This is a genomic window from Mesorhizobium abyssinicae (genome assembly GCF_049887195.1).
In the GTDB taxonomy this organism is placed as follows: Bacteria; Pseudomonadota; Alphaproteobacteria; order Rhizobiales; family Rhizobiaceae; genus Mesorhizobium; species Mesorhizobium abyssinicae.
This window is the reverse complement of the sequence record NZ_JARAKC010000026.1, coordinates 17510-41457: the sequence shown is the minus strand read 5'-3', so window position 1 is coordinate 41457 and position 23948 is coordinate 17510. Positions and strand designations below refer to the sequence as shown.

26 protein-coding genes are annotated in these 23948 nt (G+C 64.9%); 11 read left to right on the top strand and 15 right to left on the bottom strand.

All coding sequences use genetic code 11. The features are described 5' to 3' along the window. Positions 1-4 precede the first annotated feature (4 nt). The 4 genes from PU724_RS29875 (at position 5) to PU724_RS29860 (ending at position 3474) form a co-directional block, all read left to right on the top strand. Positions 5-1339: a phosphatase PAP2/dual specificity phosphatase family protein gene (locus PU724_RS29875; protein ID WP_426213727.1), complete on the top strand. Its 1335-nt coding sequence runs from the start codon at positions 5-7 to the stop codon at positions 1337-1339. Beyond that, the gene (locus tag PU724_RS29870) at positions 1336-1770 is read left to right on the top strand and encodes a hypothetical protein (RefSeq protein ID WP_127284432.1); all 435 of its coding nucleotides are present in this window, start codon (positions 1336-1338) and stop codon (positions 1768-1770) included. The genes PU724_RS29875 and PU724_RS29870 overlap by 4 nt, the downstream gene beginning before the upstream one ends. 7 nt (positions 1771-1777) lie before the next feature. Further along, a complete protein-coding gene (locus tag PU724_RS29865) occupies positions 1778-2446 on the top strand; it encodes a lysophospholipid acyltransferase family protein (protein ID WP_127284433.1) in 669 nt (222 codons plus the stop codon). 80 nt (positions 2447-2526) lie between these two features. Further along, a complete protein-coding gene (locus tag PU724_RS29860; RefSeq protein ID WP_127284434.1) occupies positions 2527-3474 on the top strand; it encodes a phosphatidate cytidylyltransferase in 948 nt (315 codons plus the stop codon). Positions 3475-3727: 253 nt separating this feature from the next. On the opposite strand, the gene PU724_RS29855 is transcribed toward PU724_RS29860, so the two are convergent. After that, a complete protein-coding gene (locus PU724_RS29855; RefSeq protein ID WP_127284435.1) occupies positions 3728-4657 on the bottom strand; it encodes a hypothetical protein in 930 nt (309 codons plus the stop codon). A gap of 318 nt (positions 4658-4975) precedes the next feature. On the opposite strand from PU724_RS29855, the gene PU724_RS29850 reads away from it, so the two are divergent. Next, the gene (locus PU724_RS29850; protein ID WP_127284436.1) at positions 4976-5203 is read left to right on the top strand and encodes a hypothetical protein; all 228 of its coding nucleotides are present in this window, start codon (positions 4976-4978) and stop codon (positions 5201-5203) included. Between the two features lie 102 nt (positions 5204-5305). Here PU724_RS29850 and PU724_RS29845 read toward each other — a convergent pair whose 3' ends face one another. From PU724_RS29845 to PU724_RS29835, 3 genes are all read right to left on the bottom strand, one after another. Further along, positions 5306-7330 carry an AI-2E family transporter gene (locus PU724_RS29845; protein ID WP_354425253.1) on the bottom strand — a complete coding sequence of 675 codons (2025 nt, stop codon included), beginning with the start codon at positions 7328-7330 and terminating at the stop codon, positions 5306-5308. Positions 7331-7606: 276 nt separating this feature from the next. After that, positions 7607-8149 (bottom strand): hypothetical protein, encoded by a 543-nt coding sequence (locus PU724_RS29840; protein WP_127285050.1) that lies wholly within the window; start codon positions 8147-8149, stop codon positions 7607-7609. 204 nt (positions 8150-8353) lie between these two features. Then, the gene (locus PU724_RS29835; protein WP_354425255.1) at positions 8354-8707 is read right to left on the bottom strand and encodes a cupin domain-containing protein; all 354 of its coding nucleotides are present in this window, start codon (positions 8705-8707) and stop codon (positions 8354-8356) included. Positions 8708-8961: 254 nt separating this feature from the next. Here PU724_RS29835 and PU724_RS29830 point away from each other — a divergent pair, with 254 nt between their 5' ends. Further along, positions 8962-10938, top strand: a complete 1977-nt coding sequence (locus PU724_RS29830; RefSeq protein ID WP_354425257.1) for an acyltransferase family protein — start codon at positions 8962-8964, stop codon at positions 10936-10938. Between the two features lie 868 nt (positions 10939-11806). On the opposite strand, the gene PU724_RS29825 is transcribed toward PU724_RS29830, so the two are convergent. The 4 genes from PU724_RS29825 to PU724_RS29810 all read right to left on the bottom strand — a co-directional run bounded on the left by PU724_RS29825 (position 11807) and on the right by PU724_RS29810 (position 16659). Further along, positions 11807-13096, bottom strand: coding sequence for a polysaccharide biosynthesis/export family protein (locus tag PU724_RS29825; protein ID WP_354425259.1), 1290 nt, complete (start codon positions 13094-13096; stop codon positions 11807-11809). A 475-nt stretch (positions 13097-13571) separates the two neighbouring features. Beyond that, complete coding sequence (locus PU724_RS29820) at positions 13572-14246, bottom strand: protein-L-isoaspartate(D-aspartate) O-methyltransferase (RefSeq protein WP_354425261.1); 675 nt, start codon at positions 14244-14246, stop codon at positions 13572-13574. A 290-nt stretch (positions 14247-14536) separates the two neighbouring features. Continuing rightward, entirely contained in the window at positions 14537-15427 is an 891-nt protein-coding gene (locus PU724_RS29815) for a transglutaminase family protein (RefSeq protein ID WP_127285044.1), read from the bottom strand. 134 nt (positions 15428-15561) lie between these two features. Further along, a complete protein-coding gene (locus tag PU724_RS29810) occupies positions 15562-16659 on the bottom strand; it encodes a flavodoxin family protein (protein ID WP_354425264.1) in 1098 nt (365 codons plus the stop codon). A gap of 331 nt (positions 16660-16990) precedes the next feature. Here PU724_RS29810 and PU724_RS29805 point away from each other — a divergent pair, with 331 nt between their 5' ends. Further along, positions 16991-17299 carry a hypothetical protein gene (locus PU724_RS29805; RefSeq protein ID WP_354425266.1) on the top strand — a complete coding sequence of 103 codons (309 nt, stop codon included), beginning with the start codon at positions 16991-16993 and terminating at the stop codon, positions 17297-17299. 385 nt (positions 17300-17684) lie between these two features. Then, a complete protein-coding gene (locus tag PU724_RS29800; RefSeq protein ID WP_127285041.1) occupies positions 17685-18041 on the top strand; it encodes a hypothetical protein in 357 nt (118 codons plus the stop codon). Between the two features lie 149 nt (positions 18042-18190). Here PU724_RS29800 and PU724_RS29795 read toward each other — a convergent pair whose 3' ends face one another. The 7 genes from PU724_RS29795 to PU724_RS29765 all read right to left on the bottom strand — a co-directional run bounded on the left by PU724_RS29795 (position 18191) and on the right by PU724_RS29765 (position 21520). Then, a complete protein-coding gene (locus PU724_RS29795; protein WP_354425268.1) occupies positions 18191-18481 on the bottom strand; it encodes a hypothetical protein in 291 nt (96 codons plus the stop codon). Between the two features lie 122 nt (positions 18482-18603). Next, positions 18604-18894, bottom strand: coding sequence for a hypothetical protein (locus PU724_RS29790; RefSeq protein WP_354425270.1), 291 nt, complete (start codon positions 18892-18894; stop codon positions 18604-18606). Between the two features lie 151 nt (positions 18895-19045). After that, positions 19046-19393, bottom strand: a complete 348-nt coding sequence (locus PU724_RS29785) for a hypothetical protein (RefSeq protein ID WP_354425272.1) — start codon at positions 19391-19393, stop codon at positions 19046-19048. A 110-nt stretch (positions 19394-19503) separates the two neighbouring features. Continuing rightward, entirely contained in the window at positions 19504-20100 is a 597-nt protein-coding gene (locus tag PU724_RS29780; RefSeq protein ID WP_354425274.1) for a DUF6456 domain-containing protein, read from the bottom strand. Between the two features lie 104 nt (positions 20101-20204). After that, a complete protein-coding gene (locus tag PU724_RS29775) occupies positions 20205-20996 on the bottom strand; it encodes a GcrA cell cycle regulator (RefSeq protein WP_354425276.1) in 792 nt (263 codons plus the stop codon). 84 nt (positions 20997-21080) lie between these two features. Next, entirely contained in the window at positions 21081-21206 is a 126-nt protein-coding gene (locus PU724_RS29770) for a hypothetical protein (RefSeq protein WP_354425278.1), read from the bottom strand. Positions 21207-21391: 185 nt separating this feature from the next. Further along, positions 21392-21520 (bottom strand): hypothetical protein, encoded by a 129-nt coding sequence (locus PU724_RS29765; RefSeq protein ID WP_354425280.1) that lies wholly within the window; start codon positions 21518-21520, stop codon positions 21392-21394. An 80-nt stretch (positions 21521-21600) separates the two neighbouring features. Between PU724_RS29765 and PU724_RS29760 the strand changes: the two genes are divergently transcribed. The 3 genes from PU724_RS29760 to PU724_RS29750 are packed head-to-tail and all read left to right on the top strand — an operon-like array spanning position 21601 to position 23861. After that, a complete protein-coding gene (locus PU724_RS29760; protein WP_127311141.1) occupies positions 21601-22233 on the top strand; it encodes a LexA family transcriptional regulator in 633 nt (210 codons plus the stop codon). A gap of 58 nt (positions 22234-22291) precedes the next feature. Beyond that, positions 22292-23476 carry a tetratricopeptide repeat protein gene (locus PU724_RS29755; protein WP_354425282.1) on the top strand — a complete coding sequence of 395 codons (1185 nt, stop codon included), beginning with the start codon at positions 22292-22294 and terminating at the stop codon, positions 23474-23476. Positions 23477-23510: 34 nt separating this feature from the next. Beyond that, complete coding sequence (locus PU724_RS29750) at positions 23511-23861, top strand: hypothetical protein (RefSeq protein ID WP_354425284.1); 351 nt, start codon at positions 23511-23513, stop codon at positions 23859-23861. Positions 23862-23948: the final 87 nt, after the last annotated feature.

Below are 23948 nucleotides of genomic sequence, written 5' to 3'. Positions count from 1 at the left end.
AGCCGTGCCCGCCGCCGACCCTGCCCCAGTCCCCATCGCGACCGAGCGGCCGAAGGATAAATTCGGCGCCATCCTGCTGCGCGCGGCGCTCTGGCTGGCGCTGCTCGCGCCGCTGTTCTACTCGACCTACGGCTTCGCCAACTGGCTGGCGTCGCGCCGCGACGACGTCGGCAGCATCGTCTTTGGCTGGGAACGCGACATTCCGTTCATGGCCTGGACGATCGTGCCCTACTGGTCGATCAACCTGTTCTACGGACTGTCGCTGCTCCTCAACGACAGCAAGCGCGGCGTCGACCGCCTTGCCGGCCGCTATCTGACGGCGCAGGCCGTCGCGGTGATCTGCTTCATCCTGTTCCCGCTCAAGGCCACCTTCGTGCGGCCGGAGACATCGGGCCTGCCGGGATTCCTGTTCGCGGTGCTCGGCGGTTTCGACAAACCGTTCAACCAGGCGCCGTCGCTGCACATAGCGCTGCTGGTGATAATCTGGGATCACTGGCGGCACAGGCTGACCGGAATCGCGGGAATTATCTGGCATGTCTGGTGCTTGCTGATCGGAGCCTCGGTGTTGACGACATGGCAGCACCACTTCATCGACATCCCGACCGGCGCGCTTCTCGGCCTGTTCGCTGTGTGGCTCTTCCCGCGCGAGGGCGAGCTGCCGTTCGCCGGCTTCCGGCTGACCGCCGACAGGAGAGCGCGGCGGCTGGCGCTCTTCTATGGGCTGGGGGCGGCGCTGCTGCTCGCCAGCGCGGCCGGCGGCGCACTTGTGTCGCCGATAGCCCTCGTGCTGCTGTGGCCGGCGCTGGCGCTTGCCATCGTCGCCTTTGCCTATGCCGGGGCCGGGGTGAAAGTGTTCCAGAAATCGGCCGACGGCAGTGTGCCGCTCGCCAGCCGCCTGCTGCTCTGGCCCTACCGTGTCGGCGCGAAAATCAATCTCTGGGCCTGGACGCGCACGCTGCCGCCCCGCGTGCCGGTCGCCGACGGCGTCTTCCTCGGCCGCTTCCCGACGACGGCCGAAGCTAATGGCTTCGGCACGGTGGTCGACCTTGCCGCCGAGTTGGAGCGGCCGGCTCGCGCGTCATGCCGATGGATCAGCCTTGCCGTACTCGACCTGATGCCGCCAGCCGAGAAGGAACTCTCCGAAGCGGTGCAGGCGATCGAGGCGGCGCGCCGGCAGGGCACGGTGCTGATCTGCTGCGCGCTCGGCTTCCAACGCAGCGCTACCGTCGCCGCCGCATGGCTGGTCGGCACCGGCCGCTCGCACACTGCAGCGCAGGCGCGCAAACTGCTCGCCGCCTCCGGCCGACCGGTGCACATTCAGGCCGGGGAAGCTGCATGAGCAGCAACCCCTATCAGGACAAAGCCGGCGCGTTCGCCGCCGGACTTATACTGCAGGCGGCATGGCCACTGCTGGCGGTCGCTGCTTGCCTGCTCGCCGCGCCGGTGATCGGGCTGGCGGCCGCGCCGCAGGTGACACCGCTATCGGCGGCGGCGTGGCTGGTGGCTGCGGCGGCGGCTCTAGCTACCCTCGCCTTCATCGCGCTTATCCTGTTCGATGCGCTGTTGTTCCGGCTGATGGCGAGCCATGACAGCGAGGTTTCGGGCGGCGGCGCGGTCGACGATTTGCTCGCCCGCATGCGGCTGAAGCCGACGCCGGCCCAGACGCGATCGCTCGACCAGCGCATAGCGGGCACGCGCCGGCTGCTGACAAAACAGCGCATAGCCTTTGCGGTGTTCGCGGCAGCGTCACTGATGGCGGCATTGCTTTGAGACTTCGATGACAAAACTCCACATCCGCGCCAACACCTTCACCCTCCTGCAGACCATCACCTCGGTCGGCCTGTCGGCGATGGCCTGGGTGGTGACTGGGGTCAGGCCGATCTGGAACGGCAGCCAGCCGTCGGAGCGGCAGCGCATCTATTTCGCCAACCATGCCAGCCATGGCGACTTCATCCTGCTCTCGGCCTGCCTCAGCGAGAAGGTGCGCGCCCGCACCCATGCGGTTGCCGCGGCCGAATATTGGGGCAAGTCGCGGCTGCGCCGCTACATCGCCGAGGACATGCTGTCCTCCGTATTGATCCATCGCCAGTGGACCGACGAGGCCGAGAACCCGATCAACATCATGCTGTCGGTGCTTGACCAGGGTCATTCGCTGATCCTGTTCCCCGAGGGCACCCGCAACACCACCGACGAGCCGCTGCTGCCGTTCCGCTCCGGCCTCTACAATCTCTCGATGGCGCGGCCGGAAGTCGAGCTCATCCCGTGCTGGATCGAGAACATGTCTCGGGTTCTGCCCAAGGGCCAGTTCCTGCCGGTGCCGCTTTTGTGCCGCGTCGTCTTCGGCCCGGCTGTCACCATCGCGCCCGGCGAAGAGCGCCGCGCCTTCCTCGAACGCGCCCGCCAGACGCTGCTGGCCCTCGACCCCCGTCCGGACCGGGACGACTAGACCATGATCCCAAAAAGTGGCTCCCGGTTTTTGGAAAAGACTATGGTCAAACAAAAAGACAGGGCCGGAGGCCCGAAATAATGCCGCTGCCGCCGATACATGAAACCATGATCCTGATCGCCGGCCTGGTCGCCGTGCTGTCGACGGCCAGCGTCACCGCCGGCATATTGTCGTGGCGGGCGCCGAAGCCGCTGTCGCCGACGCTCACCAACCTCACCCAGCGCATCAACGCCTGGTGGGTGATGGTGGTGGCGATCACGGTCGCCTTCTTCTTCGGCCATGCCGGCATGACCATCCTGTTCGCGCTGATCTCGTTCGCGGCACTGCGCGAATTCGTGACGCTGACGCACAGCCGGCGCAGCGACCACTGGGTGCTGCTCGGCATGTTCGCCATCATCATTCCGTTCCAGTACTGGCTGGTGTGGACGGCCTGGTACGGGCTCTTCACCATCTTCATCCCTGTCTACTGCTTCCTGCTGATGCCGGCCATCACCGCGCTCAACGGCGACACCGAGCGCTTCCTGGAGCGCGTCTCGGCGCAGCAATGGGCGATCATGATCTCGGTCTACTTCGTCAGCCACGTGCCGGCGCTGCTGACGCTGAACGTGCCCGGCTTCGAGGGCCGCAACCTGCTGCTCATCGCCTTCCTGATCATCACCGTGCAGGGCAGCGACGTGCTGCAATACATCTTCGGCAAGCTGTTCGGAAAACATCTGCTGTCGCCGAAGGTGTCGCCTTCGAAAACCTGGGAAGGGCTGGTCGGCGGGCTTGCGGCGTCGAGCCTGCTCGGCGCGCTCTTGTCCTTCCTGACGCCGTTCTCGCCGCTGCAGGCCGCCGTCGTCGCCCTCGTCGCCTGCCTGATGGGCTTCCTCGGCGGCCTGGTCGCCTCGGCCATCAAGCGCGACCAGGGCGTGAAGGACTGGGGCCATCTGATCGAGGGCCATGGCGGCATGATGGACCGCGCCGACAGCCTGGTCTTCGCCGCCCCGGTGTTCTTCCACACGGTGCGGTATTTCTGGTCGGTGTGAGGAGCCGCAAAGCCCGGCCGATACGCGCCCGCGCCCCTAGGCTAGCCGGGGCGCGGGCCGATCGGGTGTCCCCGATTACAGCACCGTAGAGGCCGGTGCTGCTGTGCGACCAGGCAATAGACGGACCGCCGGGTCTATTAAATAAGTTATAGTTCGGAGAGATCGTTCATCGGGCAGCGACGCGATGGCCCCCATCCCCCCAGGATTGGCAGGGTCGGCACCGGCCTTCACCCGCCGCCGCCGGCGAGGAGCCCTATCCCGAATGCCTTAGCCAATGCCGGTCGAAGATATCGAGGATGGCACGGAACTCGGCCGGCGGGACCTGGTTGGCAACGTCACTGTCGCCGATCAGGAATTGCGCGAGCTGCCGGTCGACGAGCCCGGGCTGATCGATCGACATGCCGAGCGCGGCCAGATCCTCCGCGATCGACTGGTCCGGCAGGAGGTAGCCGCCCCAGGCCGCTGCGTCGGGCGCCGGGTCGCGCAGGCGGATGATGAGGATCCTGGTGATCGAGGGCTGCGGCTCCGGGCCGATGATCGAGCTGCCGCACATGTAACCGCCGAGCACGCTGCCCGGCTGCGACTGCGGGAACAGGCAGAGGAAGAACTGGGCATCGCCGCCGCTTTCCTTCAGATGCGCATAGAGGCCGCGCTTTGCCGGCGTGACCGGCCCGCCAAGCAAGAGCTGGCCCGTCGGCAAGGATTCGCGATAGGCAGCGCTCAGGCTGTGCGCGCCAGGCCCCGGCTCGATCGACAGGTTGCCCCTGATCAGCTGGCCGCGATAGTAGGGCGAGAGCGCGCGCGAATAGCATGCATAGGTTCCGGCGAGCGCCAGGCCGACGCTTTTCTCGTCATGCGCGGTGGCCTCGAACTGTGCGGCGGCGCGGCGTTCGAGCTCGGCTCTGTCGACGCCGTGGCGGGAGGCGATGGCAGCGGCGAACTGCGGCAGGTCGCTGTCGGCGATCCAGGCCCCCGGCTGCTCCAGGCGAAGCAGCTTCGCCCAGTCGTCATAGACGGCGTACTCGCGCGGCTGGGCGCGGCCCTGCAGCCATTTGTCGGCGCGGCCGAGATCGAACGCGGTCTTCGGATTGACGGCCCGGAACGCCGCCGCCAGCTCCTTGCGGGTGACGGTGCCGAGCAGGGCCGAGGTCAGCCGGAGTTTTTGCGCGATATGCTGTGCCATGCGGCCGCCGTCCCTGGGCCTGTTCCATCCCGGTCGACCGGAATGGCTCGCCCCTTTTCGAGCACGGCCCTGGTCCGGGATCGTGCTCCCATGCCAGCTGCTAGCCATAGCATGCGCCGGCACGTCCTCCCATTGTACTTTTCCACAAGCTAATATTCCAGGAATTCCAAAGAATTCCACGGCGTTCCGCACGCGATCCCTTTCCGGTCCGGCGCCTGGCGCTAAGCTCGCCGGCGCTAGGGGAAGGCCACGAGGAAAAGCGGAATTGGCTCGGGCAGACCGCCCAACGCCTCCGCATTCAGGCAGGGAGGAACCGACATGAAGCTCGTTCTGTCAGCGCTGCTCGTCGTGCTTGCGCTGGCGCAGGCCGCGGAAGCCAAGAAGAAAGTCCCGGTGGCGAAGGACGACGCGAAGGTCGAGGCGACCCGGCCGCCGCTGGACAACACGGCCACAGGCGGGATCACGCCTGCCGGCGCCAAGCCGGCGACGACCAACCAGGATGGCTACAATTCGATCTATCCGCCAGCAATCTACCTGCATTTCTAGCCCTTGGCGGGGCGGCAGTGGCGCGGGGATCAACGATCCTCGCGCCACTGCGGACGCAAACTCCCGAGGGCTCGCTTTCGCCGACCCGAGGCAACCGCGCCCTCAGCCGGCGACCGCGGCCGGCGCCTTCTTGCGCGCCGGCTGACGGCGGGGCGGGCGGCGCTTGGCGGCGAGCTTGAGGACCACCGGCGGTTCGCCGGACAGCGCGCCGTTGACGGCATCGACCATGCCATAGGCGACGAAGTCGGCATTGAGGTCACGGGCCTCGGCGCTGGCGGCCTGCCGGTCGCCATTGCCGGTTTCCGACCAGAAGACGATGCCAACCCTGAGCTTTGGCCGGCGGCGCTTCAGCCGCCGCACCAGGAAGCGGGCATGCTTGACGGAATCACGGTCGAGGAAGCCGATGACGACCGCGTCGAGCGCATCGAGCTCGAGGCGGCGCACGCCGCCGGGCTCGAGATCGGCGAAGCCCGCCTTCGTCGCCTCGGCGCCCTGCACTTCTAGCACCTGCGCCAGCATGGCGGCGGCGGCATCATCGAGCTCGCCGCGGCCGCCGGCGCACAGAACCGCAATGCCGGTTCCATCCGGGAGATTGACCTCTTCGGCCTCGTCGACCTCCTTGTCCTCGCCAGGCTTGCGCTCCGACGCCTTGCGTTCGCCGGCCTTGTCATCGCCTGAGGCGGCGGCTTCCGGCTCGTCCTCTTCCTCCTCGGCTTCCTGCTGGGCACTGTCGTCGAGGTTCGCCACCAGGGTCTCGGCGCTGCCGGCCAGCAGCCGCCGCTGCTCGTCGTCGAGAACGCCGCGCATGCGGTCATGCTCGCCGAGCAGCAAAGCGGGGATCGCGACCTTGTCGTAGAACTCGAACAGATATTTGTCCTCCAGGAACTCCTCGGCATGGTCGGTCGCCTCGTCCGGATCGCCGGCCAGCAGCCGCTGGTAGAGCCGGGCGTGCGGCTCCAGCACCGGCTCGTTGCCGAACAGCACGTCGAGGAATTCGAATTGCGGCACATGGCGGCCGAGCACGACCAGGCAGACGGTGAGCGGGGTGGACAGCACCAGGCCGAGCGGACCCCAGAGCCATGTCCAGAAGATCGCGGCGACGATGATGGCGAGCGGCGACAGCCCGGTGCGCGAGCCGTAGAGCCAAGGTTCGATCACGTTGCCGGTTATCAGTTCCATGACGATGAACAGGGCCGCCGTCCACAAGAGCAGAGCCCAGCCGGGCGCCACGGCCAGCGCCAGGAACAGCGGCAAGAGCGCGCCGATGATCGGGCCGATATAGGGCACGAAGCGCAGCGCCAGCGCCAGCATGCCCCACAAAAGCGCATTGGGGATGCCCAGCACCCAGAGCCCGATGGTGATCGGCACGGCGTAGACGATATTGACCACCAGCTGCATCAAAAGATACTGGCCGACACGCTTGCCGGCATCCTGCAGCGCCTGCGTGGTGCGGTGCAGGTCGCCATAGCCGACGAGACGGATGAAGCGGTCGCGCAGATCCTCGCGCTCCATCAGCATGAAGATGACCACGACGATGACCAGGCCGGCCGAGGCGAGCGGGCTGAGCAGCGGCGCTACCAGGTTCTGCAGCACCTCGAGCGGCTTTTCGTGCGCGACGATCTCGACCGGGATCGGATCGCGTTTGGGCGTCTCGGTCGCCGAGGGCAGTTGCGGCTCCTGGCGCTCGATCTCCTGGCCGACGCGCTCGATCACTCCGCTCAGCCTGGCGATGATGCCGCCGCCGAGGCCGGTTTCCTTCAGCGCGCGGATCTTGGTCAGGATGTTGATCTGGTAGACGGGAATGTTCTGGGCGAGATCGCTGACCTGCGTGGCGACGACAAAGGAGAACATGGCAAGCGCCGCGAAGGCGCCGAGCACGCTGGCGATGACGGCCGGAAGGCGCGGAATGCCAACGCGCTTCAGCGCGGAGACCAGGGGCGCCAGGGCGAAGGTCAAAAGCAGGGCGACGGCGATCGGCAGGAACACCTCGCGGCCGAAGTAGAGCGCCGCCACTGTCGTGACCACCGTCGCGACCGTGGGCAGCGCTGTCCGCGGATGCGCCCTCGACGCAGCCAGAAGACCAACCAGCCCGGATCCCGACGGGCGCGTGCCGTTTTGCCGATTCACCTGATGCCTCCGCCCAACGACGAGCATGATCAGCGATATTTCGCCGGCGTGCAACGCACGGCGCGGCCACCCTGATGACTGCCTCTCTGTGGATTAGCAAACGCGCAGATTGCGCTTATGTTGCAGGGCGTTGTCGCAATAGCCGTAGGCGGCGCCGAAGTTGCGGCGGCGGCCGAGATGCCAACGCTCACGGCCTCTACAGTTGGCGGTTCGGATGGCGGGCGGAGATACCCGCCATTGTTGTGAGGACGGAGCGCCCGTGCGCTCTCGTTCCAGCTACTTAACCGGGATCATGAGATGGGCGTAGGGTGTGCCCGGCCACATGACATAGGGCTTGGACGTGTCGGGCTTTGCGTCCGTCGGATAGCCCGCCATCATGTCCATGGCGTTGACGATCATCACATGCGGACCGGTCTCTACCCAGTTGTTGCCTTCCGTGGGCGCTGTCGCATAGGGATCGGTGTTGCTGCCGTCGGTGCCGCCGGACAGCATGTACATGAAGCCGACCTTGCCCTTGGGCGGATCCTTCTTTTGCAGCCAGGCCATCGCCCATTCCATCGAGTTGGCGTCGCCGCACATCGGGTCCGGGCCAGGCGAGGCCGGGTTGTCCGGCATGCACCAGAAGCCGCCTTTGCCCTCGCGCAGGGTACGCATGTTGCCCTTCTCGTCCATGGCGTAGACCGCGGCGCCGCTGGCCACTGCAGCCGGCGCGGCTGACTCGGCGCTCTTGATCAGCGCAGCGTCATCGGCGGCTGCGCCTTGCATCTCAATCAAACTGGCTGCTGCCAAAAGCGCAGCGACCGTCAGAAGCCGTTTCATGGCCGTTCTCCGGTTCGAGTTGATCTGTTGTGCATGATGTCGGACGCACGGCACTTTCGGGGCCGTTTGTCGGTGGTCAAATGCTAGCAGATCGCACGTTTCCGGACAACGTTACTTAGCGCAGCCTAACGTACAGAGCGCTGTGCGCCGGCTCGACGCTGGCCGACCCGCCGCCACTCTCGCATGACTGGCGACGCGCCCGCATCAGCCGACCCGAACGACGAAATGCTTGGTCACCGGCTCGATGATCTTCCAGGTTCCTTTGAAGTCGGCCTCGACGACGAAGGCATCGCCCGGCCCGACCTCCACAGGTGCGCCGCCGTCGGGAGTGATGATGATGCGGCCGGCGATCACGTGCACGAATTCATAGTCGGTGTAGGTGGCATGGTAGGTGCCTGGCGAGGCGCGCCAGGTGCCCGAGATCACCTTGCCGTCGGCGGTGGTGTGCTGCACGGCGGTCTGCATGGTCGGCCTGCCCTCGACGACGACCCAGCCCGGCAGGTCGCCGGCCTCGGCATGCTCAATGGCGCCGAATTTGAGGATGGTTTGGTCGGTCATGATGGGCTCCGTTCCAGCCGGCATTGGCTGAGGGGTGCATAGACGATGCGCGAAGCATGGGCAACGCGCAGGCCGACCGCGCGTGTCGGATTTGGCGAAGGTGGAGGTGAGAGCGTCATCCCCCCGTGAGCGGGAGAAGGACGCTGATCTCCACTTATGTTGCACCGCGTTAAATATGTTGCATTGCGATATCCGCGCTCAGGGTCGAGTCTCGCCCCTGGGTGGGCTGCCAACGACTAGCACGAGGCGTCGTCTTGACAGCACAATTCCCGGCCTCGGCATCGTTCCGGCCCGACATCGAGGGCTTGCGCGCGCTGGCGGTGGCCGGCGTCATCGCTTATCATTTCGGGCTCACCGCGCTCCCCGGCGGCTTCACCGGCGTCGACATCTTCTTCGTCATTTCGGGCTACCTGATCACGCGTCATCTCGTCACCGAGATCAACGAAACCGGGCGGCTGGACCTCTGGCGCTTCTACGCCCGGCGCGCGCGCAGGCTGCTGCCGGCTTCGCTGTTCGTCATCCTCGCGACGCTGGTGGCCGGCGCCTTCATCCTGTCGCCGGAGGAGCAGTCGCTCTATTCCAAGGGCGCCATGTTCGCGTCGGCCTACATGATCAATCTGTGGCTGATCCGCTGGTCGTTCGACTATTTCGCGTCCGACGCCGCCAACAACCCGTTCATCCATTTCTGGTCGCTGTCGGTCGAGGAGCAGTTCTATCTGGCCTGGCCGGCGCTGCTGGTGCTTGCCGCGTGGCTGAAGCCCGGCAAGCGGGCGGTGATCCTGGTGATCGGGTTTGTCGGTCTGGTGTCGTTCGCTGTCTGCGCCTGGCTGACCACGGTCGCCCAGCCCTGGGCCTTCTATTTCTCGCCCCTTAGGGCCTGGGAGTTCGCCGCCGGCGGACTGGCCACGCTGGTCCCGGCGACATTGTGGCGCGAGCGCCGCGGCCTGAGCGCCACAATGGCCTGGCTCGGGCTGGCGCTGATTGCGATCTCCTACCTTTCTTTCAGCGAGGATGCCCCCTTCCCCGGTCTGCTGGCTTTGGTGCCGGTGACCGGCGCCGTCCTCATGCTGCTGGCGGGAGCGGCCGGCGCGAGCAATGGCCCCAGCGCCGTGCTCGCGCTGCCGCCCTTGCAGTGGGGCGGCAAGCTTTCCTATTCGCTCTATCTCTGGCACTGGCCGGTCATCGTCTATGCCGGCATGCTCACCGCGGAACTTTCCACCGTGCAGCGCCTTGTCTGCCTGGCGCTGACGCTGGTGCTGTCGGCCTTCACCTATCACGTCATCGAGAACCCTATACGCCGCAATGGCTGGCTTATGGCCAATGCGGCGCGCGCGCTGGTGCCGGCCGTCCTCCTGACCGGCACCGGCGTTGCGGCGGCCTACGCCAATGCGCGGCTGGCCGTGCATGACCTCGACCCCGAACAGCGCGTCATCGCCGAAAGCGCGGCGCGCCCTTCGACCGCGCGCGCCAAGGGCGGCTGCGTGCTCGATTTCGAGACCGTCAAGCCCAAGCCCTGCGTGTTCGGTGCCAAGGATGCCGAGGGTTCGGTCGTGCTGTTCGGCGACTCGCATGCCGACCATTGGTCGACGCCGCTGATCGAGGCGGCAAGCAAGAACAACTACCGCGTCGTCACCTATCTCAAATCCTCCTGCCGAGCCTCACGGGTCACGACCTGGAACTGGAGGCTGAAGCGCGACTACACCGAATGCGACCGGTGGCGGGAGCAATCGGTCAAGGACATCATCGCGCTGCATCCGCGCATGGTGGTGATCTCGGAATTCTCGATCGGCAACGTGATGAAGGAATCGCCCGAGGAACTGAGGCACGCCGATTGGAACGAGGAATGGAGGGCCGGCCTGCGCTGGACGCTCGCGGCATTCAGCCGGGCCGGGATCAAGGTCGCGGTGATCAGGGACGTGCCCTATAATGGAAACTATGTCGACAAATGCGTGGCACGGGCGCTGTGGCGCGGGCAGGCACCTGAGGTCTGCGATACGCCGAGGAACACGGCGGCGAACGACGACATCGCCGCGGCGGAGCGCGAGGTCGTGCGCAGCGTGCCCGGCGCCACCTATGTCGACCTGACCAGTCAGTTCTGCGACAGCACCACCTGTCACGTCTTCATCAACGGCAAGCTCGCCTACCGCGATCGCCATCACCTGGCGACGCCGTTCGCGGAATCGCTCGAACCGGTGGTGGAGAAGACGGTGCTACGGGGGATCGGGAGCTAGGACGGGTGGCGAAGGTCATCCAATGACCCAGGCAGGACCAGGGGCGCTCCAGACGTCCGCTTCATCGAGACTTGGCCCACCTGCCAAATCTATCAAGCCTATTTCACCGCGACGACCCTGCCCGCCGGGTCGAGGCGGCATCCTACCCGCGCTTGCCGGACCTCGATGCCACCTTGTCTTGCATAGTCTATACGCACCTCAATCGGTGCGGTGAGCGCGCCGAGACGATGCCGGCGCAAGGGACCTGCGCTGGCTGCGTGCACGCGCACGGCACCAAGCGGCACCGCAGCCGATCTGATCGCCTGGCGGCAGACGCGAACCACGGCCGGCGGGGTGCCGGGTATCACCTTCAGCGGCGCCAGAGGCTGCAGTACGGGATAGCCTTTTTTGCTTTGCCCGAGCGTGTCGCGACCACCTCTGGAGGGCCAAAGGCTGCGTGGCAGGACGATTGCGTATCGCGCGCCCCTGGGCACGACAATGGCAGCCTTCTTCTTGCCGGCAACGGCAGCCGCTGTCCCTGTGGTACTCCCCAAAGCAGTGCTCGCTCCGGCGGTGCCCGCCGGGCCATCAACTGATTGGTCTCCCGCGTCGACGCCAGCCGAAACGCCGCTGCTTACGCCGCCGAGGTTGGCGCCCGCCCCAACGTCGGCGCCGAGCGATCCGTTGCTTGTGCCGAGCGACCCTCCAACATCTGCTCCTCCGAGCCCGTCGACGCTGGTGCCAACTCCAACGGAGGCGCCGTTCGAGCCAGCGCCCACACCAACACCGACCCCGATACCGCCGGCCGTGCCTCCAACGCCCACGTCAACAGCCGAAGCAGGTCCGATCGCAACTGCGATCGCCAATGTGGCAGCAAGATACTGGCGCATCACCATAATCCTGACGCCGCGCGCAACGGCGCCCGCGTCGGCAGCAACGCGGCGGGAAGCGGAATCGTCGCCATCGGAACGGGTTGCCGTGACTTGCGGGCGGCCACTTTTCGGATCTCGTGCTCGTCGGGCGCACGGACTGAACGAGCCCGCTTCCCTGCGAGGCGTGGACCAGCTCCATCAGCGACGCGTACTTTGGGAGCGGGCTCGACGCGCTGGGCGCGAGGCGCATCGGGAGCTTTTAGGATGTCGATCCTGTTGCGCGCCGCGGTGAGGTTGCGAGCCAGGCCAACGGCCCTTTCGCGTTGCTGCTCCAAAGCCGCGGAAAGCCGGGCCACTCCCTCCTTTGCCGCATCGCGATCCTGATTTGCCGCATCGCGATCCTGATTTGCAGCGCTGAGATCGAGGGCGAGAGCATCTGCTCTTTCGCGCTCCAGTGCGAGCGCTTCCTCGGTTCGCTTTGCAGCGGCCTCGGCAACTTGCCGCCCCTGGATGTCGACGGCTTGCGCAGCCGCCGCCAGTTTTCCCCTCGCCGTCACAGCATCGAGAGATTGATGCGCCGCGGCGAGGTCGCCTTGCAACCGCTCGACCTTCTGCCGCTCCTCGTCAAGCGCGCGCCTGGCTGCAGCCAGCGAGGCTTCCGCAGCCTGCTGCGCTCCGAGTGCGGCTGCTCTTTCGCGGTTCGCCAGAACGACTTTCTCCTGCAGGCTTTCTACTTCGCGCTGCGCCAGTTCCAGGTCCCCCGCGAGCCGTTCGGCTCGTTTCTGCTGCTCCTCAAAGGCCCGCCCTTGAAGAACCGGGGCGTCTGCGACCACACGCGCCGGCAAGCCGGTGTCAGCACGTGCGACCAACTCATGCTGCTCGCCAGCAAAGGCTTGCGCCGCTTGACCGGTTCGCGCGGGTGCATTGGTTTCCTGAAGCGATCGATTCTTCGCCGCTTCGAGATCGACCGGCGCCGCTGCTCGCGATCGTCGGCGCTGGACGGTCGTGACGGGACGCACGTCGAAGCCACTTCTGGCCTGCAACCGATCGTCAATCAGCTTTGCCAGGTCATTCTCACGCAGACCCGCAGCCGGTACCTGCCCAATGACCGGAAGATGCAGCGTCCCGGCTGCATCGATCGTAAAGGCACCGTTGAGCTCCGCGCCCGCGACGCCCGCGCGGAAGACGCCCCACCCCGCAACATTCACCTCAACAGTGTCTTGAGGGCCGAGCCTGTCGTCAGTCCCTGACTGACCTCTTGCCGGGGCGCTGCATAGCAGGATGAGACAGAGGGGGATGAGGCTCATCGCGGCGCCGCGCGACCTTTTGCGGGAGCCATGAGACGAGGTCGCCATGGTTGAGACTTGTCGGTCACCCTCGGGAAACGCTGGACCGTGGTCCGCTTTGGGCCTCTGGATAGGATCCATGGCTGGATCTCCATGCCTCACTGGCCGCGCGCGACCCGCGCACCGCGCTTACGGATACCGCAACCACCACATGAGCCTAACAAAGTCGATCCAGCAGGGTGAGTACCAAATAGAGCGTAGTCAGCCCCACTCAATTGAGTAAATTGGCGCCATGTCTACTGATCGATATTGACGCGACAGCCTCACAGGAAACGGACTTGTGCCACCTGTACTTTTCCCACCTGTCGGGTGAGAATCGGACATTGGCGAATGGCGGTTTCTGACCCGAAGCGGATCTTGGCGACGACGGGTGCGTGGCTGTCCTTCTTCCAGATCAGTTCAGCCGGTGTGTGCTGGCCGCGCCAGTTGTGAGACCTCAGACGGTTTCGAGCCGGCTGAACCGAACCGGGATGAGTTTCCGGGTCTTGATCTGCCCTGCCGCATCCTTGTCGATGACGGTCAGAAACTGTCCTTCCTCTGACTCCAAAGGCAGGACCAGACGACCCGCCGGCGTGAGCTGGCTCAGCAACGCCGGCGGCGCCCGCTCAGCCGCCACGCTAACCAGGATCTTGTCGAATGGGGCGTGCTCGGGCCAGCCGCGAGACCCGTCTCCGACACGAATGGCGACATTGGAGAAGCCAAGGTCCTGCAGCAGAGCCTCGGCATGGCTTGCGAACTCCTCGATGATTTCCACGCTCCAAACTTGTCCGGCGAGTTCAGCGAGGATTGCGGTCTGATAGCCCAGGCCGGTTCCGATCTCGAGCACTGCCTCGTGCGGCTGGGGAGCGAGCAGATCGGTCATCAGCGCGACCATGAAGGGCTGCGAGACGGTCTTGCCGAATCCGATCGGCAGCGGCATGTCCTGATAGGCATAGGGCGCGACCGATGATGGCACGAAGAGATGTCGCGGTACCTGCCCCATCGATGCCAGTACCCGCTCGTCGAGTGTTGCCTTGCCGAGTTCTTCGCTCGTCAGGTCGGCATGGATCGCAATCATCTCGATCATGTGCCTGCGCAGAACCGCAAGATGCTCTTCGGTCATCGGTTTCATAGGGGTGGGCCTTCCTCGACCAGCCTGATAGCTATCCCGTTCCTCTTGGCACAGCGACGCTCGCCATCATTCCGGTGGGGCGAAACGGTCATTCGCAAACGTCCACTTTCGGCGCTCGGCATAACTGGCAGACGCGCGTTTCGTTCGGCCAGCAACGCCGGAACAGATCGAGCGGTTCCGGGAAAATGGCGTGTGCATCATCGCCAGGCCGCAAGGCGGGGCTCATCGTGGACCGCGGTGTCGTTTTTGCTGCGCTTCAAGCGCGGACCGGTCGCGCCGCAAAGACGCAGCTAATTCCTGTCGCCGCCGGTTTCCTTCGCCACCTTCACCTCAACGGTCATGTCGAGGAAACTCGAAGCGCTGCCGGAATAGCTTCCCGAAAGAGGGATGGCTTGCCGGGGGTGCCTGGCCACGGCAACCCTGATCAGATCTCGGTTGCCGACTATTCCGTTGGTCGGATCGAACTCGATCCAGCCGGCCCCGGGCAGGTAGACCTGGCACCAGGCATGCGTCGAGCCGCCGCCGCGCACTTCGGCGCTGTCGCGGCCCGGCACATAGACGTAGCCGGTCACGAAGCGGGCGGCAAAGCCGAGCGAGCGAACCGCTTCCATCATGAACAGCGCAAAGTCCCGGCATGTGCCCTTGCGCAGGTGCAGCGTCATGAGCGGCGGTTGCGTCCCGGTTTCGAAGCGACGGGAGTACACGAAGCTCTCGTGGATGGCGTAGCAGAGCGTCATCAACAGCTTTCCGGTTTCGGTGTGGCCAGCGGCGCCGACGAACTGGCGGGCCCATTTGCCGACCTCGTCACCCTCGTCGGGATGATGGCGCTCAATCGTCTGCGCGAGGTCGGCCGCCTCGTCGGAATCGTAAGAGAACGGATAGTTCAGCGCGGCTTCATCGATACGGAAATCTGGCGCGTGCTGGGGCGTGTGATCGAGCCGAATGTCCGTCGAGAAATGGAGTTCATTGGCCGAACCCGTGAATTCGATCACCGCAACACAGTTGCCAAAAACGTCGTGGATCCAGCGTACCTCCTTCGGCTCGGGGTCGACCGACAAAGCGTGGTCGAGAAGTCGCTGGTCGAAACTGTCGCGCGGCCTGAACATCAGCCGGTGCTCGCCAAAACTCACCGGCTGGCTATAGCGATAGACGGTCGTGTGCTTGACTGAAAAGATCGGCATCGGCGTCCGGCGGCGAATTCACCCTGCGGCGCAATCATATAGCGTTTTGCGCATACAGCCGATGGTCCCGCTCGAAACCTGCCCCGGAAATGCTTGAGCCGTCGAAGGGAAGATGGTGCGGCGGAGGCAAGGAGTTACTTCGGACGCGGATCGACGAGGTCCATCCCGATCGACGGCAGGAGACCCGTTCGCCGTTTCGCGACGGCCTCCGCCAGCGCGAGCGCGGCGGCGCGCACCTCGCTCTGCACGGCACGGTCGGCATCGAGATCACGGTGGCTGGTCGCATAGGGCTGCCAGTAGCCGATATAGCGATCGAGCTCTGCCTTCTCGCCAGCCGGCTCCAGCTTCATCGAGCGCAACCAGTCGGCAAGTCCGCGGCGGGCGTTTTCGGCACCTTCGGTATCGCCGTGGACGACGACCGAGAACAGACGCCCGGCCAGATGGCGCGGATAGTCCCACCCGGCGAGCTCGGCACGTTTCGCCAAAGCGGCGTCCTTGCCCTGCGTCAGCGAGGGATCGGGATTGCCGCCATCGGCGCAGACGAGGCGATCCATCATCAGCTTCACCGGCGACGACGTCTGGTACCAGTTGACCGGGGTGACGATCATGATGCCGTGGGCCTCGACCCAAAGCGGATAGATGTCGTTCATCCAGTCGTGAATCTGCCCGAGCGAGTGGTTCGGATAGCAGGAGCATGGCCAGTGGCAAAGTGCCGCCGCGGTCGAGAAGCATGCCTTGCAGGGGTGGATCGCACGGCCATATTCCGAGGCGATGCGCGAGAGGTCGAGAACGCCGACCGAGAAGCCGAGCTTTCCCTCTATGGCCCGGCGCGCGATCTCGACTAGGCGAAAGCTCTTGGACATCTCGCCCGGACACGTATGCTCGCTGCGCGAGGAGCCGTTGATGAGCAGGATGCGCGCCGGCGAAGACCCGTCCTCGTATCGCTGCTGCGCCGCCTTCAAGGCCTCGCTGGCGGCGATCCACTCCACCGACAGCTCATAGTCCGGATCGTGATAGCCTTTGCCGGCCTTGCGGGTGATCGGGCTCTTGCGCTCGTCCTTGTAGGCCTGCCAGGCGATCTCGCACAGGGTATCGACCGCTTGCGCCGCCGAAGCGAATGCCGGGTCATAAAACTGTCCGCGATAGCGATTCTTGAATTCGGCCTTGCTCAGGCGCGGACTGGGCATCCCTTTGCGTGGGACGGCGGTGTCGGGATTTGCGCGCTTCGCCATCGATTGCCCTTTGCCCGGAGCGGGCCGGGTGGGACGAGAGCTCGACTGCCATTTCGTTGGCCAGGGTAAGAAGCCGGAGAAACCACCCTGTTCTCTCTGCCACCAGGTCCGGCTGACGCGGCCCGCTGAGAAGGAACCCGGGCTGAGCGCGATGGTTCCGGAAAGCGCCCCTCATGAGGTGCACGCCTTGCCGCCATGAAGCGGTGCTCGCGGGTTTGCGGCCCGGCGGGAGGTGGCCCCTTTGCGCCCTGGCGTCAGGCCAACCGATTTTTATGGGAACAGCACCGCGCCTCAGGGGTTTTGTTAGATCAACCTGGAAAAGGAGGTAGTCATGAAAAAGCTCCTGCTCGCCTCCGTCATCGCGATTGCGTCGGCGGCGGCCATGATCGGTCCGGCCAGTGCCGACAGCCTGCGGCTGGGTATTGGCATCGGCCCAACTTATGACGACTATTACGGCGACTATGGCCCCTACTACGGCGATCGTTACGTCTATCGCCCTCACTACCGGTATGACGTCTACGACAATGGCTACAGGCCGCGCTACGCAATGCGCCACAACCGCCATTGCTGGACCGAGTACCGCAAGCACTGGCGCCACCACCACCGCGTGATCGAGAAGATCCGTATCTGCGAACGGTGATAGGGACATTCATCCCGGCTTCTCCTTCTCCCTTGTGGGAGAGGGAGAAGCGGGCTTGCAATGGCTGAGCGAGCGCATGACGCAGCCGGCCGCGTTGTTGTGCAAGCCATCATCCACCCCTACGGCCGCGAGTTGCTCAGGCGGCTTGCGCTGTCTTCCGGTTCCTCGGCGCCGTTGGGGTTGCACTGGCGTTCCTCTGGCATCACCACCTCGATCATCGGCGCGCTGAAGCGGCCTGAACCCGCTCTCGGGCGAGTTCGGCATCCATGTCTGCGGCGCGCGCGGAATCTCCTCCTCAGATCGACACCGGCGAACATTAGCGATCGGGAACATAGCCCGCCGGCGGTGCGTTTAGTTGATGATCAGCCTTCAGGAGGAGGTTGCCATGAAAAAACTGCTACTTGCTTCAGTGATCGCCGTTGCCTCCGCGGCAGCCTCGGTCGCGCCGTCGGATGCGCGCGGATTGGGATTTTTCGGTCCGTTCGGCCTCAGCCCGTTCTACGGCGGCCCGTTCGGTGGACCTTTCTATGGTGGACCGTTCTATGGCGGCGGACCGTTCTACGACTATGGCGGCCGTTATTACGGCCCGCGCTATTACCGTGACTACTATCCCGGCTACGTGGTCCGCTATCCGCACCGCTATCACTACCGGCACCATTACCGCCATTGCCACGTGAAGTGGGTGAGGCACTGGCATCATCACCGCCGGGTGCTGGAACGCGTGCGGATTTGCCGTTACTAACCTTCGTCATCCGCGGGCTGACCCGAGGATCGCTGCCGTGATGCTCGTCGTTCATGCGGCGGATCAGAATTTCCGCATCGCCGAAAGTTACCGCATGGACCCTAATGCCGACCCTTCTCCCACGTTGGAGAAGGGGAAGCGTGCGACTTTTAGCTAGCGGCTTTCATCTGCATGCGGGCGACCAGGCAGAAGGTCAGTGCCGTCAGCCCTGCGGTTATCATTGCAATGCCGATGAAGATTGACATCGAAACCACGTTCCATCCGCCTGGATCGGCGAGCCAGATGAAGGCCGCGCCCGCCCCCGCGCCACCCAACAGCGCCCACACTATGCAGTTCCGCGACGTCAGCCTGCCCGCAAAATAGAGGCTGGCTATGATCAGCGTCCCAAGGCTAATGCTTATGAGATAGCTGATCGCCATGCACACGAGAATGATGTCCATGAGCTTCTCCATGTGTCCCGGGCCGGAGTATGGATACCCGGATCCGACGAGCATACCAACACAGTAGATCAGAGGGCCAGTTGCCGGTGCCAGCGTGGCGGCCAGGAGAAATCGCCAGAGCGTCATAGATCCTCGCCTGCAGCCCCATCTCCCTCAGCCGCTCTGCCAAACAAGCCACTGTTCTGCAGCCGAACCCAGCGCAGGACGGCACCGGCACCTATCACGAGCGCGATCAAACCGACTGCCAGGAACGCCCAGAAACGGACCTGCAGCGACGCAAGCTCAGGCTCCCACGCCGGAAACGCAGACAGCCAGGCAAGCGTGATCGCTTGCCCGATCGCAAGCAGCGCCACGGTGAGCGACACCGTGGCGATCGCGAAATGGGCCAGGAATTGTTTCTTCCATGCCTTCATTTTTCCTCGCGATCAGCCGCGTGCCCGCTACCGGCCCTAAATGTCGGATCAGCCCTAGTCTCTTCGTGCCGACTACAACAGCATGTGCGCAGTATTTTCATCTCGTCATTGACCTCCAACCCGTTGATCCTCAACCACGCGCCGGTTCGGATCAAAGCACATCGTCCAGATAGACAAGCACTAGGCGCTCACAGCGATAGTCCAGGACCTTGTCGCGGCACTCCTGGATTCTCATCTTGTCGAGCGCGATGGGGACCTTTTGCTCTCCAACCAGATAGAAATCCGGATTGGCTTCCAGGAGTCGGTCATCCACCCCGATGATGCGCGGTCCAGGTATGAACTCCTCACCAGGTAGGCCTACGCTTGCCCAGGAAATCTCCGTCTTGCATCCCTCAAAACCCGATCGCGACTGGACCTGCCCGATGAACTCGAGAATATGACGCTCCGCCGCTCTGGTGAGGCGGAATTCCGAACCCAGGATAATCTTCGGCGGCGTCATTTTTCACCTGATATAGCGGTCGACCAGACCCTGATCTAACCACAGGCGCCAGATTGGATAATACTATTCTGATCCTATTCTAAACGAAACATTGTTGGTCGAGAGACTACTCACCCTGCTTTCCTCCCCATCATGCCATAGTGCACCGCCAGCAGGTCGAGTCCCACCTTCAGCAGTTTCACCACCACGTCACGGCCGTCGCCGGTGCGTTCGGCGATGGCCTTCACCGACTGGCCTTCGAGGCAGACCTTGCGTACCACATCGGCCACCTCCCAGTGGCCGAGGGCGGTGACGGCATGAGTATGAGCGCGGCCGGCCGAGAGCACGCGGTCGGGGATGCCGGCATTCACCCGGGTACCGTCGACGCGCTCGTTCCAGGACTGCGGCTGCAGGCCCTCGCGCTGGGTGCGCTCGAAATCGTCGCGAAGGCGCCCTCCTGCCTCGCGCTGCTGGCGTGAGAGCGAGGTGATGCCGACCAGCGGGTCGACATTGCGCAGGCGTACGATGCCGCCGGTGGAGGTGAAGCCGCCATTCGACACCTCGTAGACGCGGCGTGCTTCGGCCGTGCCATTGCTCAGCCTCTGGCGGCCGAAGGCGTCCTGGCGCAGCGCGAAATCATGGCCGATCTCGCGGCGGATGCGCACCTGACCGGCCTCGCCCTTCGGCAGTTTTGGCGGCTGCGGTTTCCTGGCGGTCTTGCGGGGCATAGGCGTTCCTCGGGCTTGGGATGGGTTCTGGATAAGATCGGCGCTCTGCGGCGCCACTTTCGCATCGTCGACTTTTATGAGAGCGGCCTTCTGCGGCGCGCCCCTCACATCCCGCTGCCGCGATGACCATGAAACCTTGCGTGGTGGTGGCTGCAATAGCTTTGCGTCGGCCGCGTGCGCAGGCCGCAGCAGAGCATCTCCGGGCCGGGACGAGCGCCTGGAGCATCCTTCTCCGGCTCCTCCTGCAGCGCGAGGTCGAGCGGCGCGCGGCAGCGGCCGAACAGGCAGTCGATGAAGCGCATGGCGGCGACATGCGGCTGGCGGCAGGGCTTTACCGGCGGCGGTGGCGCCGGCAGCTTGTACAGCTGCGCTTCAGACTTTTCGCGCTGGCCCGGTGCCAGCCAAGCCGGCGGCAGCACGCGGGCGGGCTTTCGCGGCTTGGGCTTCTTGGGCCTGGGCGGGGTGCGGACGGTGGAGACGCGATCTGCTTGCGAGGCGACGTCAAAACTGGAGACGTCGGCGGGACAGCGCCCCCCTCTGCCCTGCCTGGCATCTCCCCCACTTGGGGGGAGATTGGCAGCTTCGGCGTGGGCGCTCTCGACTTGCCTGGCAAGCGCCGACGGTTCGGAAAGCGCGATGGTTCCGGCCGCCTCCCTGCTCCGCCAGTCCGGCCGAGCATGCTTCCTCGGCCGGCCGCCGGAACGGCCGCCCTTGGGATTGGCGAAGCCGATGGTGCGCAGGCCGGTGTCGCGATGCACGATGCCGATGATGGCGTTGCGCGAGACCGGACTTCCGCGCAGCGTGCTGAAGCGGACGGCGATATGGGAGGCCGAAAGCCCCTCCTTGAGCCAGGTCGCGATTTCAGTGAGTTCCTTCTCGGTATAGGCGGCAGGCATATCGGGATCCATCGGTTGCGGCGCGCGGGCGAGCGCCAGGTTCGGCCCGAGGGCCGTCGCTGAAATCGTTCGGGAATGGGCGGATCAGGCGGCGCCGTGGCCCTCGAGGCGCAGAAGCGCGGCCTCCGCCGCCTGCCTGGTCAGGCCGGACACCGCCCGGCCGGTTGCGCGATCAAAGAGGATGACGGTGCCATCCTCGGTGCGGATCACGGAGGCGGCGCCGGCCGCGGGCGGACGAAGGAAGGTGGCCGGAGCCGGGGGAGGAGCGGCTCCGGCCGTTCCGGCCGAGGGGGCGGCCGGACCCGGGGCGAAGACCCCGGTGTTCGTCCGGACCGGGGAGGAGGACAGCCCGGACGATAGGAATTCAGCAGATGAGCGGAAATCAGGATGCAAGGTCATGCCGCCCCCCCTTGCGGTGCTATCGCGTCGGAGCTGATGCCGACGGCGCCGATGCCGTGCCAACGGTCGATCAGCCCCGAAATGTTCGTGGGCAATGCGGAAATGCTTGCGGGATGCTCGATCATGCGCTAATCGTACGATGTGTACGAAAGAGTCGCAAGCGAAATCGTACGTATTGGACGATATTTTTCAGGCGTTTTGTACGATGATGGACCCACGGCACAGATTGCAGCAGGCGCGGACCGCGGCGGGCTATGCCACGCCGAGCGATGCGGCGCGGGCCTTGCGCGACATCAACAAGAACACGCTGATCAGCCACGAGAACGGCAACCGGCCGCTGTCGCGCAAGGCGGCGGAGAAATATGGCCGGCTGTTTAACGTCGACCCCGGCTGGCTGTTGTTCAATGCCGATGGCGCAGAGGCCGGACCGGCAAGCTTTGCCGCCTCGCCGCTCACCGTCGACGTGCCGATCGTGTCATGGATCAGCGCCGGCGAGCTCGGCGGCCAGGAGGGCGTGGTCAACCTCTCCGACTACCCGACCATTCCGACCGCCGACCTCGAGGAAGGCGAATGGATCGCGCTGCGCGTCGATGGCCCGTCGATGAACAAGATCTCGCCGCCGGATTCGATCATCTTCGTCAATCTGCGCGACAAGCGGCTGGTGACCAATGGCTGCTACGTGATCGCCGACGAAACCGGCCGCGCCACCTACAAGCGCTACCGCCCGAACGACACCCCGCCCTTCCAGCCGGCGTCGTATCTGGACATCCCGCCACCGGAGCTGGAGGGCGCGATCACCATCATCGGGCGGGTGAGACGGTCGATAATCGATATGTGAGCAATCTCGCTCTCGCCGTCGGCCTCTGACTGCTCTTTCATGACACCGCAATTTCTGCTTGCATGGCAAGCAGCCGTCGGTGTCGGCCGAGGTCAATGGTTTTCGAGGGAGAACCGGCGAAGTGGTGAACCAGGAAGGCGTGGGCGAAAGCCGGCTGATATGGCTGGTACGAAAATGGCGCCCACCGCTGTTGCTGCTGCTGACCGGCCTCGTCGCGCTGGACGTCCGCGGCGCGATGGGGATCGCCGCCAATCTCACCTATGCGGCGTGCATCGGCAATGCGGCCGACGCCAGCCGGCGGATCGAAGCCTGCACGCAAATCATCGATAACCAGGCCGGCGCTCCTGACAAGCTCGCGACAGCCTACTTCAAGCGCGCCTACGCCTGGTCCATGGAAGGCGATCTCGACCGCGCCATCGCCGACAGCGACCAGGCGATAGGGCTCCATCCTGAATACGCATCCGCTTATTACAACAGAGGCTACGACTGGGCCGCGAAGGGCAATTACGACCGGGCCATTGCCGATTACGGTCAGGCGATCGCCTTCGACCCGAAAAGCAGCGCTGCTTACAACAACCGAGGCCTTGCCTGGTCGTACAAGGGCGACAATGACCGGGCCATCGCGGATTACAATTTGGCGATCATCGCCGATTCCAAGAACGCATCCGCATACCTCAACCGGGGCGGCGCATGGGCGGCGGAGGGCGCCTTCGATCACGCCATCGCCGACTACAACCAGGCCATTGCCTTCGATCCGACACTCATCGGGGTTTATGAAAATCGTGGCCTGAGCTGGGGCGGCAAAGGTGACTACAACCGCGCCATCGCCGATTTCAACGTGGCTATCGGCCTCAATCCGAAACGCGCCTACGCCTATTACGGCCGGGGTCTAGCCTGGTCCAACAAGGGCGACGACGACCGCGCCATCGCCGACTACGACAAGGCCGTGGACCTCGACCCCAAGTTGGCCGATGCCTACCACGCGCTGGGCCTCGCCTGGGCGCACAAGGGCGACCACGACCAGGCCATCGTCGACTACGACCAGGCAATCGCGCTCAATCAGAATCCGCCGATTTCTACAGCGCCCGAGGCGCCTCCTGGAAGGCGAAGGGGAACCGCGAACGCGCCGAGGCCGACCGGAAGACGGCGGCTAGCCTTGGCTGGAAGTAGGTTGCACCGGATTCTTATGATCGGTCCCTCGTTCAATTTGTACGAAATCGACTTGACCCGTACTCGTACGTAAAGTACGATATTTCCCTTCTTTCGAGGGGATATCCTTGAACACCGCGAACCACGCCGCCTTTGCCGACCTCTCCCGCCCGCTGCTGTCACCACTGTCGCTCGAGCAGCGCGAACGCCTCGCCGGCGCCTGGCGAATGGCCAGCCAGGACATCGCCGAGGACATCCGCTTCATCCGCCAGTATCTGAAGGTGATTGCCGAGAAGGACGAGCGCCTGTCGACCGGCACGCTCGTCCACAGCCGCGCCTATGTCGAGGCCTGCGCCGGCTGGCTGCCTCAAACCGTGGCGCGCTATCTGCGCAACCTGCGCGCAGTCACCGAATGCGAGCTCGCCATGACCGCGGCCGGTATCCGCTTCGCTCTGTCCAGCGACGCGTGGGAGGCTTGAAGGGCTAGCGCTCCCCCTTCTCACCCCACAAAGGCCCACAAGGCGAGACGGTCAGATGGCTCCCTACCAGCTGAACTGCAGCCCGCA

Excerpts from the sequence above, each read along its gene's own strand:
- PU724_RS29835 (WP_354425255.1), bottom strand. The coding sequence starts at position 8,707 with ATGACCGACCAAACCATCCTCAAATTCGGCGCCATTGAGCATGCCGAG.
- PU724_RS29800 (WP_127285041.1), top strand. The coding sequence starts at position 17,685 with ATGAAAAAACTGCTACTTGCTTCAGTGATCGCCGTTGCCTCCGCGGCA.
- PU724_RS29790 (WP_354425270.1), bottom strand. The coding sequence starts at position 18,894 with ATGAAGGCATGGAAGAAACAATTCCTGGCCCATTTCGCGATCGCCACG.
- PU724_RS29825 (WP_354425259.1), bottom strand. The coding sequence starts at position 13,096 with ATGAGCCTCATCCCCCTCTGTCTCATCCTGCTATGCAGCGCCCCGGCA.
- PU724_RS29775 (WP_354425276.1), bottom strand. The coding sequence starts at position 20,996 with ATGCCTGCCGCCTATACCGAGAAGGAACTCACTGAAATCGCGACCTGG.
- PU724_RS29820 (WP_354425261.1), bottom strand. The coding sequence starts at position 14,246 with ATGAAACCGATGACCGAAGAGCATCTTGCGGTTCTGCGCAGGCACATG.
- PU724_RS29855 (WP_127284435.1), bottom strand. The coding sequence starts at position 4,657 with ATGGCACAGCATATCGCGCAAAAACTCCGGCTGACCTCGGCCCTGCTC.
- PU724_RS29865 (WP_127284433.1), top strand. The coding sequence starts at position 1,778 with ATGACAAAACTCCACATCCGCGCCAACACCTTCACCCTCCTGCAGACC.
- PU724_RS29815 (WP_127285044.1), bottom strand. The coding sequence starts at position 15,427 with ATGCCGATCTTTTCAGTCAAGCACACGACCGTCTATCGCTATAGCCAG.
- PU724_RS29785 (WP_354425272.1), bottom strand. The coding sequence starts at position 19,393 with ATGACGCCGCCGAAGATTATCCTGGGTTCGGAATTCCGCCTCACCAGA.
- PU724_RS29805 (WP_354425266.1), top strand. The coding sequence starts at position 16,991 with ATGAAAAAGCTCCTGCTCGCCTCCGTCATCGCGATTGCGTCGGCGGCG.
- PU724_RS29760 (WP_127311141.1), top strand. The coding sequence starts at position 21,601 with ATGATGGACCCACGGCACAGATTGCAGCAGGCGCGGACCGCGGCGGGC.
- PU724_RS29850 (WP_127284436.1), top strand. The coding sequence starts at position 4,976 with ATGAAGCTCGTTCTGTCAGCGCTGCTCGTCGTGCTTGCGCTGGCGCAG.
- PU724_RS29860 (WP_127284434.1), top strand. The coding sequence starts at position 2,527 with ATGCCGCTGCCGCCGATACATGAAACCATGATCCTGATCGCCGGCCTG.
- PU724_RS29795 (WP_354425268.1), bottom strand. The coding sequence starts at position 18,481 with ATGGACATCATTCTCGTGTGCATGGCGATCAGCTATCTCATAAGCATT.
- PU724_RS29870 (WP_127284432.1), top strand. The coding sequence starts at position 1,336 with ATGAGCAGCAACCCCTATCAGGACAAAGCCGGCGCGTTCGCCGCCGGA.
- PU724_RS29810 (WP_354425264.1), bottom strand. The coding sequence starts at position 16,659 with ATGGCGAAGCGCGCAAATCCCGACACCGCCGTCCCACGCAAAGGGATG.
- PU724_RS29780 (WP_354425274.1), bottom strand. The coding sequence starts at position 20,100 with ATGCCCCGCAAGACCGCCAGGAAACCGCAGCCGCCAAAACTGCCGAAG.
- PU724_RS29840 (WP_127285050.1), bottom strand. The coding sequence starts at position 8,149 with ATGAAACGGCTTCTGACGGTCGCTGCGCTTTTGGCAGCAGCCAGTTTG.
- PU724_RS29765 (WP_354425280.1), bottom strand. The coding sequence starts at position 21,520 with ATGATCGAGCATCCCGCAAGCATTTCCGCATTGCCCACGAACATTTCG.